Genomic DNA, 22,648 nt, shown 5'->3' on the forward strand with positions numbered 1-22,648 from the left:
CAATTGAAGGTGAGAAGAATGTACAGCTTATAACCCCAGTTATGGATTAACCAACACAGTAAGGCTTAGAAATAGAAGGCTTTTTTGACTGCATGGAATATGAAATTAATGTAGAAAAATATGTACCAGAAAATTTATTGGCGATCTGTGCCGTGTATTTTCAAGCTCAAATTTATTTTTTAAACAACCAAAGACTGTCTCAATACTCGACCTTTTTCTCAATAAAGCCTTCTCTTTTAGTGAGATTAGTGCGTTTTTCATGCCTTTTTTCACTTTAGTGACAAGCTTTAAACCTCTATCGAAGAGTTCCTCAAAGAGCTCCTTCTTGATATAGCCTTTATCTCCGAACAAAAGTCCTGTCAGTCTTTTAGTTATAGTTGGCACAGGTTTTCTGTCATCAACGTTACCTTTGGTTAGAGTAAGTGATTGAATTTCTCCAATTTCGTTAATCACCAAGTGCAATTTAAAGCCAAAAAACCAACCATACGTGCTCTTACCAATTTCTGCTAAACCATCAAAAACTTTGTTCCTAGAGATCCTTTTCTTGTGGCAAATGGCAATCGTAGAAGTGTCAATGTAGGAAGTACCTGTCATTTTCGCTTGTTCGCAGAACCATTGAAGAAGTAATGCTAAATACCGTAAAACTCTCGGCTTTAAGGCAATAAATCTGTGATATGAAGGCATCTTTGAAAATTCTGATCTATAGAGTAACTTAAGGTAACAAAGATAAAAAGCCTTGAAGTTTTTACATGGCGATTGGTGGTATAACAGGATTATGGTTAGCATTTCTGAGTGCGCTATTTCTGGTACTCTGGTTGGTTTTTTGCCATTTGATAAGAACTTATTTGCAAAATTTTCATCTACTACACGACAAAAATCCTCGACGCAGCAGTAAAGTTCTGTAATATCTTTCTTCATGGGTAACCTCTTAAATTATTGCTAAAATACTTGAGTTTACCCTATTTCCCTCTTTATTAATTCTACTTTTATCTGTTTTCTAATCCATAACTGGGGTTATAGAGGAATATCTTACATAGTCATCAAAAATTTTCCTTTGGCAGACTATAGTAATCGTGTTCCGGTGTTTACATTTGAAGTGCAAACTGCACTGAAGCTCAGTGGATTCTCAGTAGCAGAAAACATTAAAAATATCAATATCATACCAGGTTCAGGGGAGTTTGTGTATGATACGAAAATACAGAAGAAAATTGCACGAGAAAAAATAAGCAGTAGTCAATATATTCCCTATGGACCGGCACAAAGAGTAAATCACAATAATCACACAAAAAAGAGCGATGCTATGCTTTCTTTGGACCAATTGAAGGAAAGTTTACCAAATGTTGAATGGGCATCGGTAGTGGTTAATTGGTTTGCAAGCAGTTTGAATATCAAAGATTGTAAAATATATCCTGCAGTTGAATTTCAAGACGATTCTGCTATAGTGCCTGATGATTGGCAAGTAGGAAATATAACCAGGATAATGCCCAGCTCATTTCAAAAGATAATCATGGCAATCCAAGATATGGTGGTACAGTTAGCGATGCAGCACTAATAAGATATATAGAAGAGCTGCATAGCAGAGGTTATAAGGTGATGCTCTATCCAATGCTCTTGCTTGACACAAAAAACAAAGAGTGGCGAGGAAAATTGAGCGGTACTCCTCAGGATATAAGTGATTTTTTTGAGAATCAGTATAGCAAATTCATAGAGCATTACACGAGCATTGCCAAACAAACTAAAGTGGAAGGGTTTATAATCGGGTCTGAATTTGCGCAGCTCACCAGAGTGAAAGATGTAGAGGGTCACTATCCTGCAGTAGCAGAGCTAGTTAAAGTTGCAAAGCAAGTAAAATTTCAGCTTGGAAAAGAAGTAAACGTAACTTACGCTGCCGATTGGAGTGAGTATCATTCATATGATGGTTGGTATAATATGGATGAACTATGGTCTTCACAGTTCATCGATGTTATTGGCATAGATGCTTATTTTCCACTCACCGATGGCGAAGAACCTCCTTTTGGCTATTCTGCGAAAGATGTAACGGGTGGTTGGAGCAGTGGGGTAGGGTATGATTATTTTTACGATTACTCAAAAAGTGATCCTGAGAAAATAAAGTATAATAACAGCAAATATGCGTGGAAAAATATCGAGAAATGGTGGAGTGAAGTTCATGTAAATCCAGGTGGTAGTAAAACAAAATGGCAACCAAAAATGAAGAAAATATAGTTTACCGAATATGGATTTCCCAGTATGAACGGCTGCACTAATGAGCCCAATGTGTTTGTTGATAAAGGTAGTATAGAGAGTAAATATCCACGATACTCAAACGGAGAGGTGAGCTTTCTTTCGCAGAAAACTGCAATCGAAGGAACATTAAAAAAGTGGCAAAGCTCAGAAATGGTGGAGAAAATGTTCCTCTGGGCGTGGGATGCAAGGCCATTTCCTTATTTTCCCAACTTGTGTGATATGTGGGCTGACTGCCATAACTGGCAGACCGGGCACTGGATTCAGGGAAAAATTTCACAACTTAATGTTTCCGATGTTTTGTCTGATCTGTTGCAAAAGGTAGGTCTCAAAGACGATCAGTTTGATACAAGTGATGTTAAAGGATTACTATCTGGGTATGTAATAAATGATCAGCAACCCGTACGCTCAATTATTAAAATGCTGCGAAGGTGCTATTTTTTTGATGTGGTTGAACAGAACTCAAAACTGAAATTTATTCAAAAGGGCAGGGGAGTGACAACTGAAATACCAATTGGCGAGATGGTTACCAATAACGTTGCAAAACTTGTTAATATTAGTCAGCTAGATTTAAATAGTAAAGTCAATGTTGTCTATTTTAACCGCAATTTTGGCTATCCAATTGATGTGAAATATGCTGAACTGCCAAAGCAGGGCAATGCTGCAACAGTTGAAATACCTCTCATTATGGAGGAAGGGGAGGCGCAAAATATAGCTGAAGTTTTACTTTATTCTTCGTGGTAAGAGAGAAATGTATACAACTTTAAGCTCCCGATAAAATATGCATGGCTTTTACCAAGTGATGTCATAGCAATTTCAGATGGCGAGAAAAGACATACGATGAGAATTATAAAAACAAAGTTTGAAAGCATGTCCATTCAAGTAATGGGAGTTAGTTATGATCCCTCTATATACAAGCTCTCCTTTCCTTCAACAAGATCACTTATGCTTAAAGAATACCCTCCTTCTCACATCAGTAAATCTATCGTAGAAATGATAGATTTACCGTATATTAAAGATAATATCTCAATCTTTACTTTAATTAGTGAAGAGGAAAGTTGGAAAGGAGCAACGCTCTTTATTTCGTATGATGATAAAGATTATAAGCCTATCGCAAGCGCAAATACACAATCTACTTACGGATATGTTATGGAATCTAGCAATGAGGAGATTACAGTAGTGCTGCGTTTTGGTGAGCTAGATGCAACTGCGTTAGCACTGATTGGCAAAGAGGTAATAAAATTACAAAGTGCAAAGCTTATAGATAAGAATAAATACAAATTGAGAGACCTAATTAGAGGTCAAAAAGGCACTAAGAAATATGAACACACTGCAGGTGAAAAATTCGTTCTGCTTGATCATTCAATAATTTCTTTCAAAGTACAAAGGGGTAAAAAGTTTTATCTCAAAGCAGTCACCTACGGTGACTCATTGGATAATACGAAAGCGAAACTATTGATCAAGAACTTCAGCTAACCAACAGGTATATTGATTTACACTTTATTAAAAAATCCACTATAATATTAATATAGCAATATAGTAAGGTAAAATAATGATCGGTAATGTAAAAAAATTATCAAATAAAGCACCAATAATACTAACATGGGTGCCAAGAGTGCATGGTGCATCTTTACCGAATGGTAAAAATAGTACCCTGAATTATTTAGAAATAATTAAAAATCATAAATTAACAAATAAAGAGGAGAGAGACATATATCTGGTTATAAATGGTCCTGGATTTGAAGAAAATCAAATAGATAGTTTAAAACATGAGCTGAAAGGAATTGAAGGAGTACATGTTATAGACTTGCATCAATGGACTGGAGCGAAATAGATACAGGATGGAAAATAGATGGTAAAGACATTAGCATAAAGGATTTCTTCAAAAATATGTATAATATGTCGGAGGAGCAAAGGATGTATTTTGCTATTGAAATAGATACTTTTAGATTAATTGCTCTTGCTCTTTCAGAAAAAATGACAGGAGAGAAAGGTGCAATATATAGACTTTGATTCTTTAAAACCCATTCCCACTCATATAGGGAAGGATATAACAATTTCTGAGGGGATATTGTTGGGACCGATTGTTGTAGGTATTAACGATAGTGGAAAAATCGTTTATACACAGTTAAATAATGACTTAATTGCGATAAATGATTTAAGCATAGCAGTTGATATCTTATCTAAGTATAAAAGTGAAATACTAAGTCAAAAAGAAATGTGCGGTAAATTAGTAGAGTATTTACCTTCAGCTATAATTAAACTAGGTGATTGCATCAGTATGCTTGAAAAAGAGGAAGAGATGAAAAAGGAAGAAGAGAAAGATGAAATAAAAAGGATTATCAAAGAAGTGAAGAATCAGAAAGAGTATTCAGAAAGGTGTGTAGAAGATTTAAGCAATGGTAGAATAGCGACGTTATATGAACAAGCTTTTTTTCCCTTCCTTACCCAATTTGGAGCAAATTTAGGTCAACGAAATGTTGTGAGGATAGTGCATGATAAATTAATTGGTCAAGAAGAAAGCAAATGGAAGTCATTTGCTTTTGGAGAGAACAATGGTAACTATAGAATGACTCTAGCAGAAAGTGATTTATCCTGGATGAAAGGAAAAGATCTATACCGTGAACGAGTAGATAACAAGCTGGAAGGAGCAGAAGTAGACAGGGTAGCAATGGAAAAGCTATCGCTTACATAACAGTTATTAAAGGACTTTTCTATATTGAAAATAGAAAGTCCTTTAAAGCAAAGGTTCTAAATAATTGACAGTCAATAAAATATAATACTAGTATTAATCTATGTGATAGAGGGAATAATATGTCAAAAAAAATAGTTAATGCACTGAAAGATAAGGAGAGGGAGAGGAGATATGCTGATTTGAAGTCTACAGAAAGTTCTGATTATAGAACATATAAGGATTTGGATATGGACTTCAATAGTGAATATGAATTTGTTTGTGACCTTGTTATTAATGGGAAGGCAATAACTAATGATTTCATTAAAATTTATATTTAAAACATGAAAATCTCATTACAAAGGACAAAAAAGGGAGTTATCGTCTGTTTCTTAAGCAAATCTTCACGGAACACGCCGGTGCAGCAGTTCCAAATGACTCTATTATGGAAGAAGTGATAACTTATTATAACAGGTCTGGGTACAAGCAATTCTTTTCTTCTCAAAGTCAAGCACTTCATTCTTTTGGATTGTGCATGTATTCATTCCACTATTTAGTTCCTTCTTACAGAGAAAGGACCTATATAAGTTGTGAAGATCGAAATTGTCTGAAGTTCAGTTTTAGCGTAAATGATGGCATATATAACGATAATAAAATTTTAGTATGTGATTTACAAAACTCAGTGGAGTTTAAACTAAAATGTGAAGTATGAAGAAGGTAAGGTGTCTCTTACTATATTCCTAAGGAGCTGAAAAACTACAAAGCAAATGATAAGAATTTGTTTGATGTTATTATTGAGTATTTTCAGAAATTTTGCGAAAAATTTGGATTTCACTTTTGTGAGGAAAAATTTGAGCATAGTCTGGATAAGCCACTTGGAGCATTAAGTGATATAAATACATTCCAAGATAAGAATCTAAACTTGAAGAATTTAAAATAAGATATTGAAATCTCTGCTTTTTTTAATAAGGTGAGTATAATAAAAAGTAAATCAAGTTTTACAGAAAACCTTTACTTATGATGAAAAGTACGTAATACGTATATAATATAAGATTGTGATATGTCAAAAAAAATAGTTAATGCATTAAAATCTGAAGTAAAAAAGCTCAAATATGCTGATTTAAAGTCTATGTCAATAAAATCAGATAATTGGAACTTTAGTTACAAAACATATATTGACCTTGGTAGATCACACAACCTTACTATTAATGAGAAAGAAGTGCCTAATGAGCTTATCGAGGAGCTATATTCAAAACATAAAGATCTCATTTTAGGGAATGAAAAAGGAAAAAGAAACTATTGTTTGTTTCTTAAAGTAGTCTTTATGGAAATGTTTATACGTGTTGGTGCAACAGTTCCAAATGACCCTATTATAGAAGAATTGATAACTAGTTATCATCAAGAAGGATATAATCATTTTTTGTTTCTGCATTTATTAAAGGCTCTTTTTCCACTTGGCTTGCTTGTGTTAGATTCTGATATAATAATAACTTATAGTATGGATTGTCATAGTTCCAATTGTCTAAAACTCAGTTTTAGCATGGAATGTATAAGGGTACTTAGCAGTGATCTTGCTAATGATATCAAAACACCAAGTTTTTACAGTTCAGTAGAATTTAAACTGAACTGTAAGGGTAGAAATGTAACATATGAAGATGGTAAAGTGCTTATTAATATTCCGAAAGAGCTGAAAAATCATAAAGCAAGTGGTAGAAGTTTGTGTGACATTACTATTGAGTATTTTCAAGAATTTTTTGGAAATTTGGGATTTAAATTTGAGATAAAAGTGGAACATAGTCTAGGGGAGCCACTGAAGGTATTAAATGATGTAAGTGTGCTTTGCTCTCAGTTAGAATGTATCCGTTCAGCAGAGTGGTAAAATAAATTAGACGAAACTAATAAGTGGGTATCATGAAAGTAGCTATCATTCAGTCTTTTCATGCAAAAAACAATGATGTCATTCCAGCGCGTGACCAGTTCTGATTGCCTGGTCAGTCCTCTTGATTTCAGTGTTAGGCTACTCGAATAACAGGTGTTACTGAAATAACACCGATGGGCTACTGGAAGGATAAGAGGCTACTTGAATGAAAAGAAAGGGAGCAATGGCTTGCACATTTCCTTGAACAGATAGGTTAAATTAGGTTGAAGTTTTAGCAGCAGCAAGTCTGTTAAAATCTTCTTCAGCGTGGTACGATGACCGCGTTAATGGGCTTGATGCAACTACCAAAAAGCCTTTGGAATAAGCAATATATTTATAATGCTCAAACTCTTCTGGGGTAACATATCTATCAACCTTTACATGCTTTGGAGTTGGTTGCAAATATTGACCAATTGTAATGAAGTCAACTTCGGCTCTACGTAAATCATCCATAACCTGAAAGATTTCTTCTTTTGTTTCTCCAAGACCAACCATAAGCCCTGACTTCGTAAAAAGTTTAGGATTAATCTGTTTCACCATCTTTAGCAAATATAGTGAATGAAAATAACGAGCTCTTGGTCTTATTTTTGCATACAGCCTTGGTACTGTTTCGATGTTGTGGTTATAAACATCAGGTGATGCAATAGCTATTGCTTCAAACGCTCCTTTCTTATTTAAAAAATCAGGAGTGAGGATCTCTATTGTTGTTTCCGAAGTTATCTTTCTAATTTCTTCTATACACCTTATAAACTGATTTGCACCACCATCTGGTAAATCGTCACGGTCAACAGAGGTAATGACAACGTGCTTTAAATTTAACTTTTTTATTGCTTTTGCTAAATTTTCTGGTTCATGAGGATCGAGCTTATCAGGAATGCCAGTTGCAACGTTGCAAAACGCACAAGCACGAGTACAAACAGAACCGAGAATCATCACAGTAGCATGACGTTTATTCCAACATTCACCAATATTTGGACACGCAGCTTCCTCGCATACTGTATGTAAGTTATGTAGCTTAACAGTGTTTAAGGTTTCATTGAATATTTTACCAGCTGGAGCTTTTGCTCTGAGCCATATAGGCTTACTATGCATCTGAAACAGCTAATTCTACCTCTTGTTTTGCTAAAACTTTCTTTAATCTTCTTTTTATCTTTTGTGCTTCTTTACTTAGTTTAATTGTTTTTGTATTGAGCAAGAAAGCATCAAGATCACCTTTATAGTCTATAGTTCTTAAAGTTCTTGTTGCTATACGAAAGCTAAACTTTTTGTCTAATATATTACTCGTCAATGTAACTTTATGTAAATTTAAGAGAAAGGTACGCTTTGTTTTACGATTTGAATGCGATACCTTATTACCAAAAGACTTTTTTCTATTTGTTAACTCACAAATTCTACTCACTTCAATATACCAATTTATCCTATGTAACTAGGTTAACCTGATATAGTTAAATAGTCAACTCCCTTGCTTGATTTTTATACCATATACTGCCTTATAGCCAAAAAACACTGTAATTTTTTCTATTACAAGAGAAACCATATGCTGCATTTCTAATGCTTTACTGCTATTTGTTACTAACAGATACAGCACACCAGAGTTTACGTTTTGTGCGTATGAGATCTTTTGTGGTTTTGTACATTCTGCTAATTCCTCTCCAACTATACTTTTCCAGTTTAAAATAAGACGTATTTCATTTTTGCTGATCTTATTTTTCATGCATTTTAATGCATAGTTTTCTATTATAGATTTTAATTTCTTTGGCCCGCTATATTTAAACATCTTTCCAGTGCTTAAAATTAAATTATGTTACAACTTTCTTATACAAAAAACTAACTTATTGTTTTCATGACCCTCGGCCTCACACATAAAAAGCAGTATTTGTATATCTAGCATTTGCCAGAATTTTGTGTTTCCTACCTTGTAATCATTTTTAATTTTAATTTGTTAAATTATTATGAAGCTAAGTAAAATTCGAGTAAAGTATAGTATTTCCAAGAAGATTATCTTTTTACTGTATGCCGTAATTTTCTTATAGCTATCTGTTTTTTAAGATCTTTCTGCAATCGAAGCTGCTTGAATGGCCTCTAATATTTTTTCATTACAATACTTTTCATCATCATCAAACTCTTCTAAATCCAAGACTTTTCTTTTAAGTTCAGTGAATCTAATACTAATTATATCTTCATTTGGAAATTTCTCTTCTAGAGCTTCTGCAATATCTTCTATATCAAGCCATTTCATACTTTTTTAATAAATTAAACTGGTGCCCATGGGGAGACTTGAACTCCCAAGGTCGCAAAACCCACGGATTTTAAGTCCGCTGCGTCTACCGATTCCGCCACACGGGCTTTATTTATCTAGAGTAAAATTCTACTACTAAATTGACTTCCATGTCTGCTGAATATGGGACTTCGGAATATTGAGGCGCTCTCAAATACTTCACTGAAAGTGCTTTGCTATCTGCCTCTAAATAATCTGGAGCCTTACGTTCTTGTTTTTGTTCAGCCTCTATTAATATAGGAATTTTTGCTGCTCTTTCCCTTATTTTTACTATATCACCAGGCTTCACTCTATAACTTGATATGTTAACCACCTTATCATTAACTGTAACATGCTTATGAGATATAAGCTGTTTTGCCGAGTAAATTGTTGGCACAAAACCAGAGTGATATAAAACAGAACTTAACCTTGATTCTAAGGCACCAATAAAATTATCAGCCGTATAACCTTTTCTTTTGTAAGCATCTAAAAATGTACGTCTAAGCTGTTTGCTTGAAATTGCATAGTAGAACTTAAATTTTTTATGTGCAGCAAACTGCTTACCAAAGTCAGATAACTTCTTAAATCCAAGAATACCATGCTGACCTGGAGGGTATTTTCTTTTATTGACCGAATCTTTTGCTCTACCCCATAAGTTTACACCAAGCCTGCGACTGATTCTATACTTTCTATTGATAACAGTTGTCATACAAAAATTCTCATAATCTAACTATAAATTATTAATGATTTTAACATTAAGTGTCAACTTGTTTTTGCCACTATGATATAGTATACTTCACTTTTAAGTTTTCCTATTAATACATGAATCATCTACTATTAAAATCCATGGCAAATGCTGTCCGCTTTTTATCAATTGATGCAGTACAAAAAGCAAATTCTGGACATCCAGGTATGCCACTTGGCATGGCAGATGTTGCCACTGTATTATTTGCTAAATATCTAAACCATAACCCTGATGATTCTCAATGGATCAGTAGAGATCGTTTCGTCCTATCAAATGGTCACGGTTCAATGTTGCAATACTCTATATTATATCTGACAGGCTACATTAGTATAGATGAACTAAAAAACTTCAGGCAACTTACATCAAAAACTCCAGGTCACCCAGAATTTGGCTTAACTTTTGGTATAGAAGCAACAACAGGCCCGCTTGGTCAGGGATTTGCCACTGCTGTTGGCATGGTACTTGCTGAATCGATTCTTGCAAAGCAGTTTGAAATCAGTCACTACACTTACGTAATGCTAGGAGATGGTTGTCTTATGGAAGGTATAAGCCATGAAGCAGCGTCCCTTGCTGGGCATCTTAAATTAAATAAGCTGATAGCACTTTTTGACGACAATGACATCTCTATAGACGGCTCTACTAGCCTCTCTTGCTCTGATGATGTAGAAAAGCGTTTTTCAGCGTATGGATGGAATGTTGACAAAATCGATGGGCATGACTTTGATGCTATATCCCTTGCAATAGAGCAGGCGCAAAAGTCTGATAAACCTACACTAATCTGTTGCAAAACTATTATCGGAAAATTTTCAAGCCGTGCTGGCACATCTTCTGCTCATAGTGGTGCCTTTACAGAGGAAGATGTAAAACAGATGAGAGAAAAATTGAATTGGAACTATGAACCATTTTATGTACCAGAAGATGTGAAAAACGCTTGGATGGAAACAGTTAAGAGGGCAAAACAAAACTATACATCCTTGATCAATGAAGAACTACAAAGAAGACTTGAGAAACGTTTGCCGAATAACATCGAGAGTGATTTGGCTAACCTGAGGAAACAAATATGTGAGCTCATGCCAAACGAAACTACTCGATCTTCTTTCGGCAGAGTAATGGAACTATTAACTAAGTCTATGCCAGAACTAATTGGTGGCTCTGCTGATCTTACCGGTTCAAATTGTACTAAATATAAGCACATGCAGGCAATAGATAGTAATAATTATAGTGGCTCTTATGTACACTATGGAGTGAGAGAGCACGCTATGGCAGCTTGTATGAATGGTATGGCTCTTCATGGTGGGATTATTCCTTATGGTGGAACTTTTTTAGTATTTTCCGACTACTGCCGCCCTGCTATACGTCTTTCAGCCTTGATGAAACAGCAGGTTATATATGTAATGACTCATGACTCAATTGGAGTAGGAGAAGATGGTCCAACTCACCAGCCAGTAGAGCATTTAGCCTCTTTGCGAGTTATACCAAATCTATATGTTTTTAGGCCAGCTGATGCAATTGAAACTTTAGAGTGCATTAGCATTGCACTTGAAAAAAAAGAGTCACCTGCACTATTTGCGCTTTCAAGGCAAAATATTAATTACATGCACTCTTATACTGACCAATTGGCCAACCTATCAAAATTTGGTGCATATATACTATGCGAATATTCAGGGAAGCTAGAAGTGACGATATTTGCTACCGGATCTGAAGTTGAAATTGCAGTTGGGGCAAGAGAAAAATTACAGGAAAAAGGTGTAGGTACAAGGGTCATTTCTATGCCGTGTTGGAGGCTTTTTGACGAGCAAAGTGATGAATATAAAGGGGTAGTATTAAATAATGACAGTATTAAAGTTGCAATTGAAGCTGGAAGTGAAGTGGGTTGGCATAAATATATAGGTTCAAACGGTATATTTATTGGCATGAAAAATTTTGGAGAATCAGCACCTTATGAAGCTCTTTATAAGCATTTTAATATTAGCGCTGATTATGTAGTAAAATGTGTTTGTGAAAACGCTTTTTATCATTCCACTGCGCATAAAGTTACTTAATGCACTCAGCCAGTGCCGTTATTATGATATATATAACAATGTTACAAAAATAATATCATAGAATTCAAGAATTACTACGTGCTAAAAAAAGCAAAATGCTGTTTATAAGAATAAATGGCAAACACTCAACCAATTTCTATTTGTAAATCAGGTGAAGTCAAACCTATAAAAATTTTGGGAGTGTTCATACGCGTCAAGAAAGGTGGTTTTTTTAAAAATATCTTAAATTTTTGATCAAAAACTACCTCACTCTACACTTCCGCCATTTTCTTCAATTTAAGCTACAGCACCAGCAAGGACTTTTTAACTTGCCAAACAGGTACAGATTTAAAACCTTAAAAAACATTTAAGCAGTTAAAAACTCAGTATAGTTTGAGTTTGATCAATTTCAACATTACTAAGTGTTGTATTTGCCTTATACAAACAGTAACATCCTGCTGCAAGAAAAATTAATGCGGCTACAGTGAATGAAAGACACATTGCTAAATGAAACATTGTCAAACTTGCACCAACAGCAGATGCTCCAGACAATACAAAAGAAATAGAGGCGTAACTACCTTGCCTTTTACTATTGTTGCTTGCTCCTAAGAATTTTTCATATTTACTATTTAGCTCTTTATTTTTACCTTCAAATTGTTTTTGTAGATCTTTAACACGATTCTCTAATGTGCTTTCATATTTCTTGAGTTCGGTTGTTACCATACTCTCTAATTCACTCTGTAGTTGAGTACTTTTTTCATTGATAGTCTTTAGATTATCCTTTAATTGAGTGTATTCTTTAGTACATTGAGTTACTTTAATTAAGTCTTTCCTTACAGAATCTAGGCCCTGTTCTAAGTCACTGTTCCTAGAGTCAAGTTCTTCAAATCTTTCCTCACGTTCTTTCTGTAGCGCATTAATTTTAGTTTGTATACCATTAAGTAATTTAGTCACTTTAGCCAACTGTTGAGTAACTACAACATCTGAACTACTATTTGCAGAGCTATGACTTTCTACATTATCTGCATTATCAATATTAACATCACTGCTACAATTGGGTTTAGGACTATTAAGTAATTCTAGACCACCATTAACTTGCTCACTTTCAGGCCCTTGAGATTTCTTCTTCTTAATTGCCTTAATGAAGTGATTCGTGTTAATAGTGATTTTTCCTTCAATTTTAGAAGAATATATAATATCCCATGCTGTGTTATTTATTAAATCAACTATGTTTTTTTTAATTTTTCATTTGTATAATTTTGCAACTTTACCCAACCATATAGATAATAAAAACCCGTTTGTCATAGAAACAGAATTCTATATCAAACAGCTATTGCCTGCTTAAGCCAATGAATATGTGAACAAGCACTTTAAGTTTGTGTGGACGCACAATATTCATTTCAATTACTGCTATGTAAATTTTAAACATTCAAATTAATTGCCTCTTTAAGCCTTGCATTAGCAATTACTATAATTTTACGCATTAGAGCTGTTATAGCTACCATCTTCTTCTTACCACTTTCAACAAGCTTAGAATAAAAGGTGCCAAGTGCAGATTTGGACCTTGCAGCAGACATGGCAGATGTAAAGAGCTTTGAACGAACATTACTTCTACCTCCTATAATCCTTCGGTAACCAACAGTTTTACCACTTTCCCTAGGATGAGGTGCTACTCCGGCAAGACTTGCTACTTCTTTTCTACTTAAGTAGCCAAGCTCTGGCATTAAACACAAAAAATCTTGTGATAACTTTTTGCCTATTCCAGGAACTGTTTTAAGGATTTTTTGACGTTGTTGTAGCTCATGGCTTTCATCAATAATTTTTTGTATAGTGTCATTGAGTTCGTTTATTTGATTATTGAAAAATTCAATGGTCTTCTGGCAACTTTCCTTTATATGGTCATTTTCAGGAGCTTCCAGTCTACACTTTTCCTGAGCTCTCATTTGCGTAATGTCATCACGACGTTGACAAAGTGCAACCAGGGTTGATTGTTCTTTTGATTGTAGGTACAAATAGAGAGAGAGTTCTATGGCGTTCAAATCCATATTGAGCAAGAGCCCTCGCATCTGATTTATCAGACTTTGCTACAGTTCCGTGAGACAAGATAAAGCTTTTTACTTTACGAGTATTAGCTCGATGTACTGCAATATTCTTGTCAATAAGAAAATGTGACAAACCAAGCTCATATTTTCCTGTGTTTTCCAAAGTTACTAAAGAATTAGGTAGAATATCTGAAAACTTTTGAAATAATTGTTGCCAAACATCAGAATCATTGTCAAATTTGACAGCGTTCTTCTGTTTGTGAATTGCAACGACATTTTTAAATTTTCCGATATCAATGCCAATAAAATTTTGATAAGATGTAACCATAACAAACCTCGATAGTTTTAGTTAATTTAAGATTGTAAACGGGTGCATATATATGTCCCAAGCAACTATTCAAACGTATCGAGAGATGGGCTAGTGTACCTTGATTTAAACGGTTGTAGTACCAATATTCTTCCGGTCGCACACGCCCATGATAGTCCTATTCCTATAGTGAGTAGGGCTATCTTATCCTCTTTTATATCACATTTTCAACTTACAATATTCTAACTCAGCTCCCGAGAAACCATCAGTTTTATCTGCAAGTTTTTCAGTATTTACTTTAACTTCCAACTCTTCAATATCTTTAAATGTTTTTATATATAAGTCCAATATATCCTTACGCTGGGCCTTATCTGGTAAAGGAATTTCAATATGATTATAGAGACGGCCTGGCCTAATAAACGCTTTGTCTAAAACATCTCTACGATTAGTTGCAGCAATTACTGTTACACCTTTTAGTGGGTTGAAACCATCGAGCTCGGTTAAAAACTGATTCACAAGGCTGTCGCATGATTGAGCATGACCAGAACTACCACCGCTACCACGTTTTGTAGCAATACAATCAATTTCATCTATAAAAATTATACAAGGAGCATTTGCTCTTGCCTTTTTAAAAATTTCTCTTACGTACTTTTCACCTTCACCAACATACGATTTCAGAAATTCAGATGCAGAAACACTAATAAACTTTGCATTAGCTTGACATGCAATTGCACGAGCAATTTTGGTTTTACCATTTCCGGGTGGACCATAAAAAAGATAGCCTTTTTCTGGTTTGTAACCTGTCTTTTGAAGTAATGCTTTATTTCTTTCTGGAATAATACCAAGAATCTTGTTTAGCTCCTTTTTAAAGCTTTCTGGAATTATAATATCATCAAGTGTTGTTTTACTTTCCGATTTAGCTGGATCAAAAATTTCTATTGAAGAGTTACTTTGTGTGAATCTATTTATAAAACTATCTATTATTCTAAAATTTTCTATACCTTTAACATTAATTTTTTTAAGATCAGCTAAAGCTTTTGCTCCTTTATCACCAATGTTGTTCAAAGTTACATAAAGTGAAGTAAGGTTGTAAGATTACCATTAGCTAAAGCTTTTGCTCCTTCATCACCAATATAACAGCTTTTTAAACTAAGCTTTGTAATACTAAGATTGCTCTGTAAAAAGCTTACTAATTCACTTATGTTTATTGTTTTCGAGTACAAATCAAGAAAGTCGTCTTGAACAAATTGACTAAAATCCATTTCATTTCTCCATTAAATATATAGATATTTTAGCCTATATTTTAATAATTGTCAAATTTTTAATAAATCCAATGAAAAATTATAGAAAATGCTTAGCATCACAAAAAATTTACTTTATTTTTAAGTAGAAAAATAGTACGTACCTTTGTGAAAACGAGTTGCATGATAAGAAAGCTGGTGAAATGTTTCGAGTAACTTTTTCGTTTCTATGATCCACTTGGCGGCAAGAATAAAGTTTTAATCGTTCCATGGTTTCTGTATAATTTTCAAAACTTAATTGGTATATATGAAGGTAATAATAGGTAGCGCTAGTAAACGATTAGGAGATTCAATAGCAAGTGGGCTAAATGCTCAGCTATTCCCCAATCAGGTGTCAAGATTTGCCGATGGTGAGGTAAATGTAGAAGTAGCAAATGATCTACGTGATCAAGAAGTATACGTAGTACAATCTATTTCTTCCCCTGTAAATGATAACCTTATGGAGCTTCTGCTTACAATTGATGCAGCAAAGAGATCTGGAGCCAAGAGAATAACAGCTATTATTCCTTATTACGGATACAGTAGGCAGGATAGGGTTATTAAAAACAATAATATGCAATCTGCTTTAAGTGCTAAATTAACTGCAAATCTTATTCAAACAGCTGGTGCAAACAGTGTTGCTGCTATTGATTTGCATTCAAGTCAAATTGAAGGTTTTTTTGATATACCAGTTACTAATCTAAGCTGTTTTGAAGTATTTGTTAACTCTATATACAAGGAAAACTTGGCAATAGTTGCGCCTGATGTTGGAGCAATTGGCAGAGCTCGTGCTTTTGCAAAGATTTTAGAGGAAAAACACAAGTTGGATAATGATATTGTTGTAGTAGATAAATATAGAGAAAAAGCAGGTACATCTGAGGTAATGAATGTAATCGGAGAAGTTGCAAACAAAAATTGCGTCATTGTTGATGATATAGTTGACTCTGGCGGAACATTATGTAATGCAGCTCTTGCTTTAAAAAACCGAGGAGCAAAGTCTGTAGTTTCGTGCATTACACATGGAATACTTTCAGGAAATGCAGTTGAGAAAATCTCTTCCTCTTCTCTGGATAAATTAGTAATTACGGACACCGTATTTCACAAATTTGAAAAAAATGATAAGATAGAGGTTGTTTCAATTGCAAATATTTTAATTTGCTTTATGCAAGGAGGTAAAAGTGCCAGCTAGATCAACAGAAGATGTTATCACTTCGTTAATAGAATTTGCAAATAAGAGAAAAATAACAATTACTAAGGAAGAAATGCTTAAAACTGCACAGCTTGTGAGGATTAAGTTATCCGATGATGAGATTCAATACTACTCAAAAGAACTGACAATGCTGGATTGGATACATGATACTTTGTTGAAAGTTAATACTGAAGGTGTTTCTCCTATGCGTTATGGAACTATAGATAAGGATGTCCATGTACGCGATGGTATTATAAATTCTCAAAACATTAAAGAAGAAATATTATCCAATACAAAATCGGAGCATGGGTATTTCGTAGTACCGAAGGTTATAAACGATTAAGATAAAGCAAGATTTATACCGATTTTATAGATCTACTTTCAAAAATAAGACCAATCTGGTAAAGAAGCATTCGTTGGAGTAAAAACCATTTTTTGATTTTTCTTTACTAAATCTACTAAATATAATTTAGAGTTGCTTGGTGATTCTGCGTTAGTAAAGATAATTTCTCTGCCATTTGGTAGCCATGCCGGAGATTCAATTTTATGTCCCTCTGAAAGCAAGCGCTCTTCTTTGCCATCTGGCTTCATAACTCCTATGTAAAATTTTCCTGACTGAATTTTTGTAAAAGCTATCAGATCTCCTTTTGGCGACCAAACAGGTGTAGCATATCTTCCATTTCCAAAACTAATTCTCTTGGGTTTTTTGCTTTTTTTAGTGAAATCTATGATATATAGTTGCTGACTTCCACTTATATCAGAACTAAAAACCATGTACTTTTGATCTGGAGACAAAGAGGGAGAAGTACTTATAGCTGAACCTTTAGTAATTTTTTTTGTTCGTTTACTGCTTAAGTCTAGAGATAATATATTTGTTTCACCACTCAATGAGTGGGAAATAAAAAGAGATTTACCATCAGGAGAAAATCTTGGTGCAGAAATAACTCCTTCAAATGCGCTGATTATTGATTCAGTGTTATCTTTTAAATTTTTTAATATTATATAACTTTTACCATTTGTGTATGAGATATAAACAATACCCTTTCCATTTGGTGAAAATCTTGGTGTTGACACAAATTCCTCACCATTTGTTAAGTACTTTATATTACTGCCATCTTGATTCATCACAGCAATTTTACGGACGGATTTGTAATTGCTATCTTTTTCTTCAGCGATATATGTAATTTTTGTATTGAAATGCCCTTTCTCACCAATTAATCTATCGTGTATCACATCTGAAACAAGATGACTAATTTTCCTCCAGTCTTTTACTAGAAAAACAACCGACTGAGTAAGTAATTCTCTGTTTGTAAAGCTGTCAGATAAACGAAAAGATAGCTCTAAATTTCTGTTTGATACTTCACTTAAACTTACTGTGACTACAGTATCGCTTTTCCAAGACTCAACTTTCGTGTTACGTTTCACATTAAATAAGCCACAATTAGATAGATTTGTTTCAATTACTTTTGTGATGCTTTCACTTAGCTCACTTTCCACTTCTGTCTTGCATGCACATTTAGATACAACAAGATCAATATTACCAATATTGCTTTTTTTTATATCAACATATAAAACAGCTTTTGTGGAATAAGGAATAAATAACGAAATAAATAACACCAGTTGAACGAATAGCTTCATTAGATTTCTTGCATTACCTCCTGTCATCTCAGCAAATAGCTTACTTTTGAAGTTAAACTGCATGACAGTAGAGTAAATCAATTTCTGCAGTACTTGACACTGGAATCCAGAAATTTGACTGCAAGTAAGTGCACTGAGGTGGCAAGCATAAAAGTAGCTGTTTTATTCTAAAATAAACGTCTTTGACAAGGTTGCATGAAAAAATGGATTCCAGTGTCAGAGCACTGGGATGACACTCTACTGGTGGAGATTGCTCTAAAACTACAATGTTTGCCTGGGCGTTGAGATGGCACCCTTCTGGTAGATTCAAATCACAATGTTTGTATAGTTGTGTGATCTGACACTGATTTTTTTTTACGGATTCCAGTATTGCATGCTGAAATAACATCAAAGAATACATTGTTAACTTCTTACTCAAATAATGGTTAATAAAAAGAGGTATATTTCTATACCTGTTCTATTTGGACTTCAACTATAGGTCTTTTTAGTAAATATTCCTTTAAGATACTAAATATTGAACTTTCAATCTTATTTCTTATTTTTTTTATCGGTTGTGGACTAAATGCTGACTCAACCTTCTCTATGATCTTTTGCATAATGGCTGCATCTTCTTGCGCTTCGAAAACACCAGGTGCAAATATTTTTGGCTTAGCGAGCAATTTGTTTTTCTTATTCACAATTGCTGTTACTACAATAACCCCAGCATCTCTCATTCTCTCACGCATCTTTATAACGCTGCATTCTGGATGGCGTAGCAACGTACCATCAATACCAAAGTAGTCAACATCAATTGAACTAACTTTTTCTCCATTCTCCAAATTAACAATATCACCTGGTGCAATCATTATTGCTTTTTTCACACCGCACTCTTTAGCGAACTTTACATGTGCATCCGTATGAATATACTCACCATGAACTGGAATAGCTATCTTAGGTTTTATCAAAGAATACATTTCCCTTAGCTCTGCTTTTACTGGATGTCCGGAAGCATGAACATTCTCTGTTTTTTCAGTAATAACTTCCACTCCCATCTCAATAAAGGCATTGAGCATGTTATGTGCACGAGTTTCATTGCCAGGAATGATTTTTGATGAAAAGATTATGGTATCACCTTGCTGCATTTTAAATGCTTGATGACTCTTATTAGCAAGCCTTGAGGTTGCTGCCAGTGGCTCACCTTGACAACCTGTGCAAAGTAGCACCAGCTTTTCCCTTGGAAAATTTACTGCCTCCTTTGCTTCTAGAAACTCAGGAGAATCAGTTAAATAACCACTATCCTGAGCAACTTTCACTATTCTCCATAAAGATCTGCCAAGTAAAACCACTTTTCTATTTAGTGCTTGTGCAGCTTTAGCGATAGTCTCAATTCGCGCCACATTTGAGGCAAATAGCGATACAGCAATCAATTTTTTAGACCGCTTTATTATATTGTAAATATTATCATAAATTTCACTTTCTGATTCAGGGTCGTGTTTGCTCAGTATGTTTGTTGAATCACAAATTGCTGCAAGTAGATCACCTTTATCGCCAATTTCTTTTAAACGCTCTATATTAGAAATTAATCCAACAACAGGTTTTGGATCAAATTTCCAGTCCCCAGTATGAAGTGCACTACCTGCTTCAGTGCTAATTAATATTGAATTTGCCTCAGGAATTGAGTGAGTTACATTTATAAACTCAACGGTAAAAGGACCCAAATTTATGCTGCCATTTATGTCTACCTCTTTCACAGGTACCACACCTTCCAATCGAAACTCCTTTAGTTTCTCCTTGAGAAAATTAACTGTAAACTTTGTTGTATATATGGGACATTGCAAATCTTCCCACAGATGAGGCACTGCACCACAGTGATCTTCATGTGCATGTGTAATTATTATTCCAAGCAAATCTTTTTTTCTTTGAGCAATAAAATCTACATCAGCAATGAGTAGCTCAACACCTGGCATAGTTTCATCTGCAAAACCGATACCAAGGTCGATCATAATCCACTTGCCTTGATAATGATATAGGCTAACGTTCATCCCAATTCTTCCTACTCCTCCAAGAGGAAGAAATAAAAACTCATTTTTGTTTATGTTCATTAATTTTAAATTATTAAAATGCGAGGATAACAAAACTTCGACCTTAAATAAAGGAATTTATCACTTTTGCATAACTTTAAAAAATCTTTTCACTAAAAGAGAAGGCTTTCAAATTGGTAAAAAGAATTAAGTGTAGACAGCTACCTCTTTATATCATTTAGCAAATTTCTCATTTTTTTTTTACTTTTCCAAAGAATCCTTCAGATTTCTGCTCTACACTTTCATGTTCCTCTTCCTCAAGCGCTTTTAATAGCTCAATCTGCTTTTGGGTTAAATTCTTTGGATTTAAAGTCTCAACTATTACCTGTACGTATAAATCACCACGAGCATGTGAGTTCATATATGGCATACCCTTTTCCCTACAACGTAGTTTGGTACCAGTTTGAGTGCCTTCAGGGACCTTTACTTTTATTTTAGCTCCATCAATTGATTGAATATCGATTTCACCACCAAGTACTGCTAGTGTCATTCTTATAGGCACTTTACAGTGTAAATCTGCTCTATTGCGAGTGAAGATCTGATGAGTAGCTATTTTCACACATACGTATAAATCTCCGCTTTTTCCACCTCTTGCTCCAGCTTCTCCTTTACCACTGACCCTTACCTTAGCTCCTTCTTCTATGCCTTTTGGAATTGAAACGGAGATATTTACTTCATCTCTTTTACGCCCACTTCCACCGCATTTCTTACATTTATTTTGTATTATTTCTCCTTCCCCATAGCATGTAGTACACGTTCTTTCAATGGTAAAAAAGCCCTGTTGAGTTCTAATTCTACCGCTTCCCTGGCATGTGTTGCACTGAACTGGTTTGATTGCTCCTTCGCTACCTGTGCCTTGGCATGTATTACATTTTATATTTGTCACATAATGTATAGGTGCTTGTATTCCTTTAAATGCATCTTCTAAGGTAATTTTAAGATCGTAGCGCAGATCTGATCCAGATACTCCTGTTGTACTTCTTTTTGTTCTTGACCTACTTGTACTGCCGCCAAATCCTCCACCAAAAAAATCGTTAAATATATCGCTAAAATCCCCTCCAGCTTGGCTGAAATCAAATCCACCAGAAGCACCATCGTGACCATAACGATCATAACCTGCTCTTTTTTCAGAGTCAGATAGAACTTCATATGCAGCTGTTACTTCTTTAAATTTTTCCTCTGCTTCCTTATTACCAGGATTTCTGTCAGGATGATATTTTAATGCTAGTTTTTTATATGCTTTTTTTATCTCGTCAGTACTAGCATTTCTGCTCACTTCTAGCAGATCATAATAGTTTTTTTTGTTCATATATAATAGCTCAGTATTTTACCTTTAAAGATAGGTATTACACATATGAATTTCAAGCATGACCTCTATTTCCTATAAAATATGGTGCACCCTGAGCGACTTGAACGCCCGACCTTTTGATCCGTAGTCAAATGCTCTAATCCAACTGAGCTAAGGGTGCTTGCACAAAGTTGACTTTAACAGATTTTATAGCTTATTTCAATTGGTTTAGCTAAAAATAAAACTCTTATCATGTATGAAACCTGTAAGAAATTGTACTAGCTCTCTTAAAGGATAACTTAAGTTAACAGTTTCCAATTACTTTGATTTTAGAACCGCTATCCGAATAAGAGCTTTTCACATTATACTGCCAAACTGCTAACAAATAGCGGAATGACGGTTATAGTTAAATCTAAACTATTTTGGCTATATCAGAAAACGGGTTATGCAGAAACCTTAAAATACTTCTTGCTTGCCAAGGAGAATAAATACATTCCTATAAACAAGCAGATACTCAATATCGATGCATAGGAAAACTTGAAAATTAAATCTTTAATATATATTGATAAGCATTTACCTGCAGAAATTTTGTATAGTAGTCCAACACAAATAATCGTACTATCAATGACCGATGCTATAATTAAAGTGATGAAATTTGCCATATGAAAATTCAATTTCGACTTTAGTTCTTCAAAAACAACTATGCTTGAGAGAAGAGAGATTAAAATTGCAGTATATAGAACCAGTATCATAAAACTAAAATTTTGCAATTTAAAAAGACAGCATATCACTGTACACACTATTAAGCTGTAAGTAGCTTTGCTTCTACCATGAAACTCAACCATTGAGTTTACAACTAAAGTAGCTCCCACAAATAAGGTAGCACATATCATTAATTTATTTGAAGTGTTAAGTAAAGAAAGACTGATAAGCAAGAGTATTGATAAAATGGACATAATCACCTACCCAAATTTAATAACATGCATTTACT

At 34.4% G+C, this 22,648-nt stretch carries 15 protein-coding genes, 2 tRNA genes and 6 pseudogenes; 7 read left to right on the forward strand and 16 right to left on the reverse strand.

Annotated elements, in window-relative coordinates; translation table 11 throughout:
* Positions 1-46: 46 nt before the first annotated feature.
* A pseudogene (locus tag JKF54_RS05655) lies at positions 47-918 on the reverse strand (IS982 family transposase).
* Between the two features lie 97 nt (positions 919-1,015).
* Between JKF54_RS05655 and JKF54_RS06790 the strand changes: the two are divergent.
* From JKF54_RS06790 to JKF54_RS05675, 4 genes and pseudogenes are all read left to right on the forward strand, one after another.
* A pseudogene (locus JKF54_RS06790) lies at positions 1,016-3,717 on the forward strand (glycoside hydrolase/phage tail family protein); the annotation flags it as partial.
* Positions 3,718-3,793: 76 nt separating this feature from the next.
* Positions 3,794-4,936, forward strand: a pseudogene (locus JKF54_RS06795) (hypothetical protein).
* Positions 4,937-5,055: 119 nt separating this feature from the next.
* A pseudogene (locus tag JKF54_RS06800) lies at positions 5,056-5,852 on the forward strand (hypothetical protein).
* Between the two features lie 120 nt (positions 5,853-5,972).
* On the forward strand, positions 5,973-6,791 hold the full coding sequence (locus JKF54_RS05675) for a hypothetical protein (RefSeq protein WP_211907986.1): 819 nt from the start codon (positions 5,973-5,975) through the stop codon (positions 6,789-6,791).
* Between the two features lie 258 nt (positions 6,792-7,049).
* Here the strand turns inward: JKF54_RS05675 and lipA are convergent, their stop codons facing one another.
* From lipA to rpsD, 6 genes are all read right to left on the reverse strand, one after another.
* Positions 7,050-7,922 (reverse strand): lipoyl synthase, encoded by an 873-nt coding sequence (gene lipA, locus JKF54_RS05680; RefSeq protein WP_211907987.1) that lies wholly within the window; start codon positions 7,920-7,922, stop codon positions 7,050-7,052.
* The gene (gene rpmB / locus JKF54_RS05685) at positions 7,915-8,229 is read right to left on the reverse strand and encodes a 50S ribosomal protein L28 (RefSeq protein WP_015588578.1); all 315 of its coding nucleotides are present in this window, start codon (positions 8,227-8,229) and stop codon (positions 7,915-7,917) included. The genes lipA and rpmB overlap by 8 nt, the downstream gene beginning before the upstream one ends.
* A 54-nt stretch (positions 8,230-8,283) precedes the next feature.
* Positions 8,284-8,607 carry a DUF721 domain-containing protein gene (locus tag JKF54_RS05690; protein WP_211907988.1) on the reverse strand — a complete coding sequence of 108 codons (324 nt, stop codon included), beginning with the start codon at positions 8,605-8,607 and terminating at the stop codon, positions 8,284-8,286.
* A 267-nt stretch (positions 8,608-8,874) separates the two neighbouring features.
* The gene (gene iscX / locus JKF54_RS05695) at positions 8,875-9,069 is read right to left on the reverse strand and encodes a Fe-S cluster assembly protein IscX (protein ID WP_211907990.1); all 195 of its coding nucleotides are present in this window, start codon (positions 9,067-9,069) and stop codon (positions 8,875-8,877) included.
* Between the two features lie 20 nt (positions 9,070-9,089).
* A tRNA-Leu gene (locus tag JKF54_RS05700) sits at positions 9,090-9,176 on the reverse strand.
* A 5-nt stretch (positions 9,177-9,181) separates the two neighbouring features.
* Entirely contained in the window at positions 9,182-9,796 is a 615-nt protein-coding gene (rpsD, locus tag JKF54_RS05705; RefSeq protein ID WP_006012690.1) for a 30S ribosomal protein S4, read from the reverse strand.
* Between the two features lie 113 nt (positions 9,797-9,909).
* On the opposite strand from rpsD, the gene tkt reads away from it, so the two are divergent.
* A complete protein-coding gene (tkt, locus tag JKF54_RS05710) occupies positions 9,910-11,874 on the forward strand; it encodes a transketolase (protein ID WP_211907992.1) in 1,965 nt (654 codons plus the stop codon).
* A gap of 354 nt (positions 11,875-12,228) precedes the next feature.
* Here tkt and JKF54_RS05715 read toward each other — a convergent pair.
* The 4 genes and pseudogenes from JKF54_RS05715 to JKF54_RS06610 all read right to left on the reverse strand — a co-directional run.
* Positions 12,229-13,074: pseudogene (locus JKF54_RS05715) on the reverse strand (TomO hydrophobic C-terminal domain-containing protein); the annotation flags it as partial.
* Positions 13,075-13,274: 200 nt separating this feature from the next.
* A pseudogene (locus JKF54_RS05720) lies at positions 13,275-14,223 on the reverse strand (IS110 family RNA-guided transposase).
* A 198-nt stretch (positions 14,224-14,421) separates the two neighbouring features.
* Complete coding sequence (locus JKF54_RS05725) at positions 14,422-15,267, reverse strand: ATP-binding protein (protein ID WP_246433158.1); 846 nt, start codon at positions 15,265-15,267, stop codon at positions 14,422-14,424.
* 2 nt (positions 15,268-15,269) lie between these two features.
* The gene (locus tag JKF54_RS06610) at positions 15,270-15,464 is read right to left on the reverse strand and encodes a leucine-rich repeat domain-containing protein (protein WP_246433159.1); all 195 of its coding nucleotides are present in this window, start codon (positions 15,462-15,464) and stop codon (positions 15,270-15,272) included.
* A 286-nt stretch (positions 15,465-15,750) separates the two neighbouring features.
* Between JKF54_RS06610 and JKF54_RS05730 the strand changes: the two genes are divergently transcribed.
* Both JKF54_RS05730 and gatC read left to right on the forward strand, forming a co-directional pair.
* Positions 15,751-16,671 carry a ribose-phosphate diphosphokinase gene (locus JKF54_RS05730; RefSeq protein WP_211907993.1) on the forward strand — a complete coding sequence of 307 codons (921 nt, stop codon included), beginning with the start codon at positions 15,751-15,753 and terminating at the stop codon, positions 16,669-16,671.
* Entirely contained in the window at positions 16,661-17,014 is a 354-nt protein-coding gene (gatC, locus tag JKF54_RS05735; protein WP_211907994.1) for an Asp-tRNA(Asn)/Glu-tRNA(Gln) amidotransferase subunit GatC, read from the forward strand. The genes JKF54_RS05730 and gatC overlap by 11 nt, the downstream gene beginning before the upstream one ends.
* 38 nt (positions 17,015-17,052) lie before the next feature.
* Here gatC and JKF54_RS05740 read toward each other — a convergent pair whose 3' ends face one another.
* The 5 genes from JKF54_RS05740 to JKF54_RS05760 form a co-directional block, all read right to left on the reverse strand.
* Entirely contained in the window at positions 17,053-18,309 is a 1,257-nt protein-coding gene (locus JKF54_RS05740) for a Tol-Pal system protein TolB (protein ID WP_211908769.1), read from the reverse strand.
* Between the two features lie 446 nt (positions 18,310-18,755).
* Positions 18,756-20,390 carry a ribonuclease J gene (locus tag JKF54_RS05745; RefSeq protein ID WP_211907995.1) on the reverse strand — a complete coding sequence of 545 codons (1,635 nt, stop codon included), beginning with the start codon at positions 20,388-20,390 and terminating at the stop codon, positions 18,756-18,758.
* A 169-nt stretch (positions 20,391-20,559) separates the two neighbouring features.
* Positions 20,560-21,678: a molecular chaperone DnaJ gene (gene dnaJ / locus JKF54_RS05750; protein ID WP_211907996.1), complete on the reverse strand. Its 1,119-nt coding sequence runs from the start codon at positions 21,676-21,678 to the stop codon at positions 20,560-20,562.
* Between the two features lie 82 nt (positions 21,679-21,760).
* A tRNA-Arg gene (locus tag JKF54_RS05755) sits at positions 21,761-21,838 on the reverse strand.
* A 262-nt stretch (positions 21,839-22,100) separates the two neighbouring features.
* Positions 22,101-22,613 carry a hypothetical protein gene (locus JKF54_RS05760; protein ID WP_211907997.1) on the reverse strand — a complete coding sequence of 171 codons (513 nt, stop codon included), beginning with the start codon at positions 22,611-22,613 and terminating at the stop codon, positions 22,101-22,103.
* Positions 22,614-22,648: the final 35 nt, after the last annotated feature.

Source organism: Wolbachia endosymbiont of Spodoptera picta, from assembly GCF_018141665.1.
GTDB lineage: Bacteria > Pseudomonadota > Alphaproteobacteria > Rickettsiales > Anaplasmataceae > Wolbachia.

Excerpts from the sequence above, each read along its gene's own strand:
- JKF54_RS05675 (WP_211907986.1), top strand. The coding sequence starts at position 5,973 with ATGTCAAAAAAAATAGTTAATGCATTAAAATCTGAAGTAAAAAAGCTC.
- lipA (WP_211907987.1), bottom strand. The coding sequence starts at position 7,922 with ATGCATAGTAAGCCTATATGGCTCAGAGCAAAAGCTCCAGCTGGTAAA.
- JKF54_RS05690 (WP_211907988.1), bottom strand. The coding sequence starts at position 8,607 with ATGTTTAAATATAGCGGGCCAAAGAAATTAAAATCTATAATAGAAAAC.
- iscX (WP_211907990.1), bottom strand. The coding sequence starts at position 9,069 with ATGAAATGGCTTGATATAGAAGATATTGCAGAAGCTCTAGAAGAGAAA.
- rpsD (WP_006012690.1), bottom strand. The coding sequence starts at position 9,796 with ATGACAACTGTTATCAATAGAAAGTATAGAATCAGTCGCAGGCTTGGT.
- tkt (WP_211907992.1), top strand. The coding sequence starts at position 9,910 with ATGAATCATCTACTATTAAAATCCATGGCAAATGCTGTCCGCTTTTTA.
- JKF54_RS06610 (WP_246433159.1), bottom strand. The coding sequence starts at position 15,464 with ATGGATTTTAGTCAATTTGTTCAAGACGACTTTCTTGATTTGTACTCG.
- JKF54_RS05730 (WP_211907993.1), top strand. The coding sequence starts at position 15,751 with ATGAAGGTAATAATAGGTAGCGCTAGTAAACGATTAGGAGATTCAATA.
- JKF54_RS05740 (WP_211908769.1), bottom strand. The coding sequence starts at position 18,309 with ATGAAGCTATTCGTTCAACTGGTGTTATTTATTTCGTTATTTATTCCT.
- JKF54_RS05745 (WP_211907995.1), bottom strand. The coding sequence starts at position 20,390 with ATGAACATAAACAAAAATGAGTTTTTATTTCTTCCTCTTGGAGGAGTA.
- dnaJ (WP_211907996.1), bottom strand. The coding sequence starts at position 21,678 with ATGAACAAAAAAAACTATTATGATCTGCTAGAAGTGAGCAGAAATGCT.
- JKF54_RS05760 (WP_211907997.1), bottom strand. The coding sequence starts at position 22,613 with ATGTCCATTTTATCAATACTCTTGCTTATCAGTCTTTCTTTACTTAAC.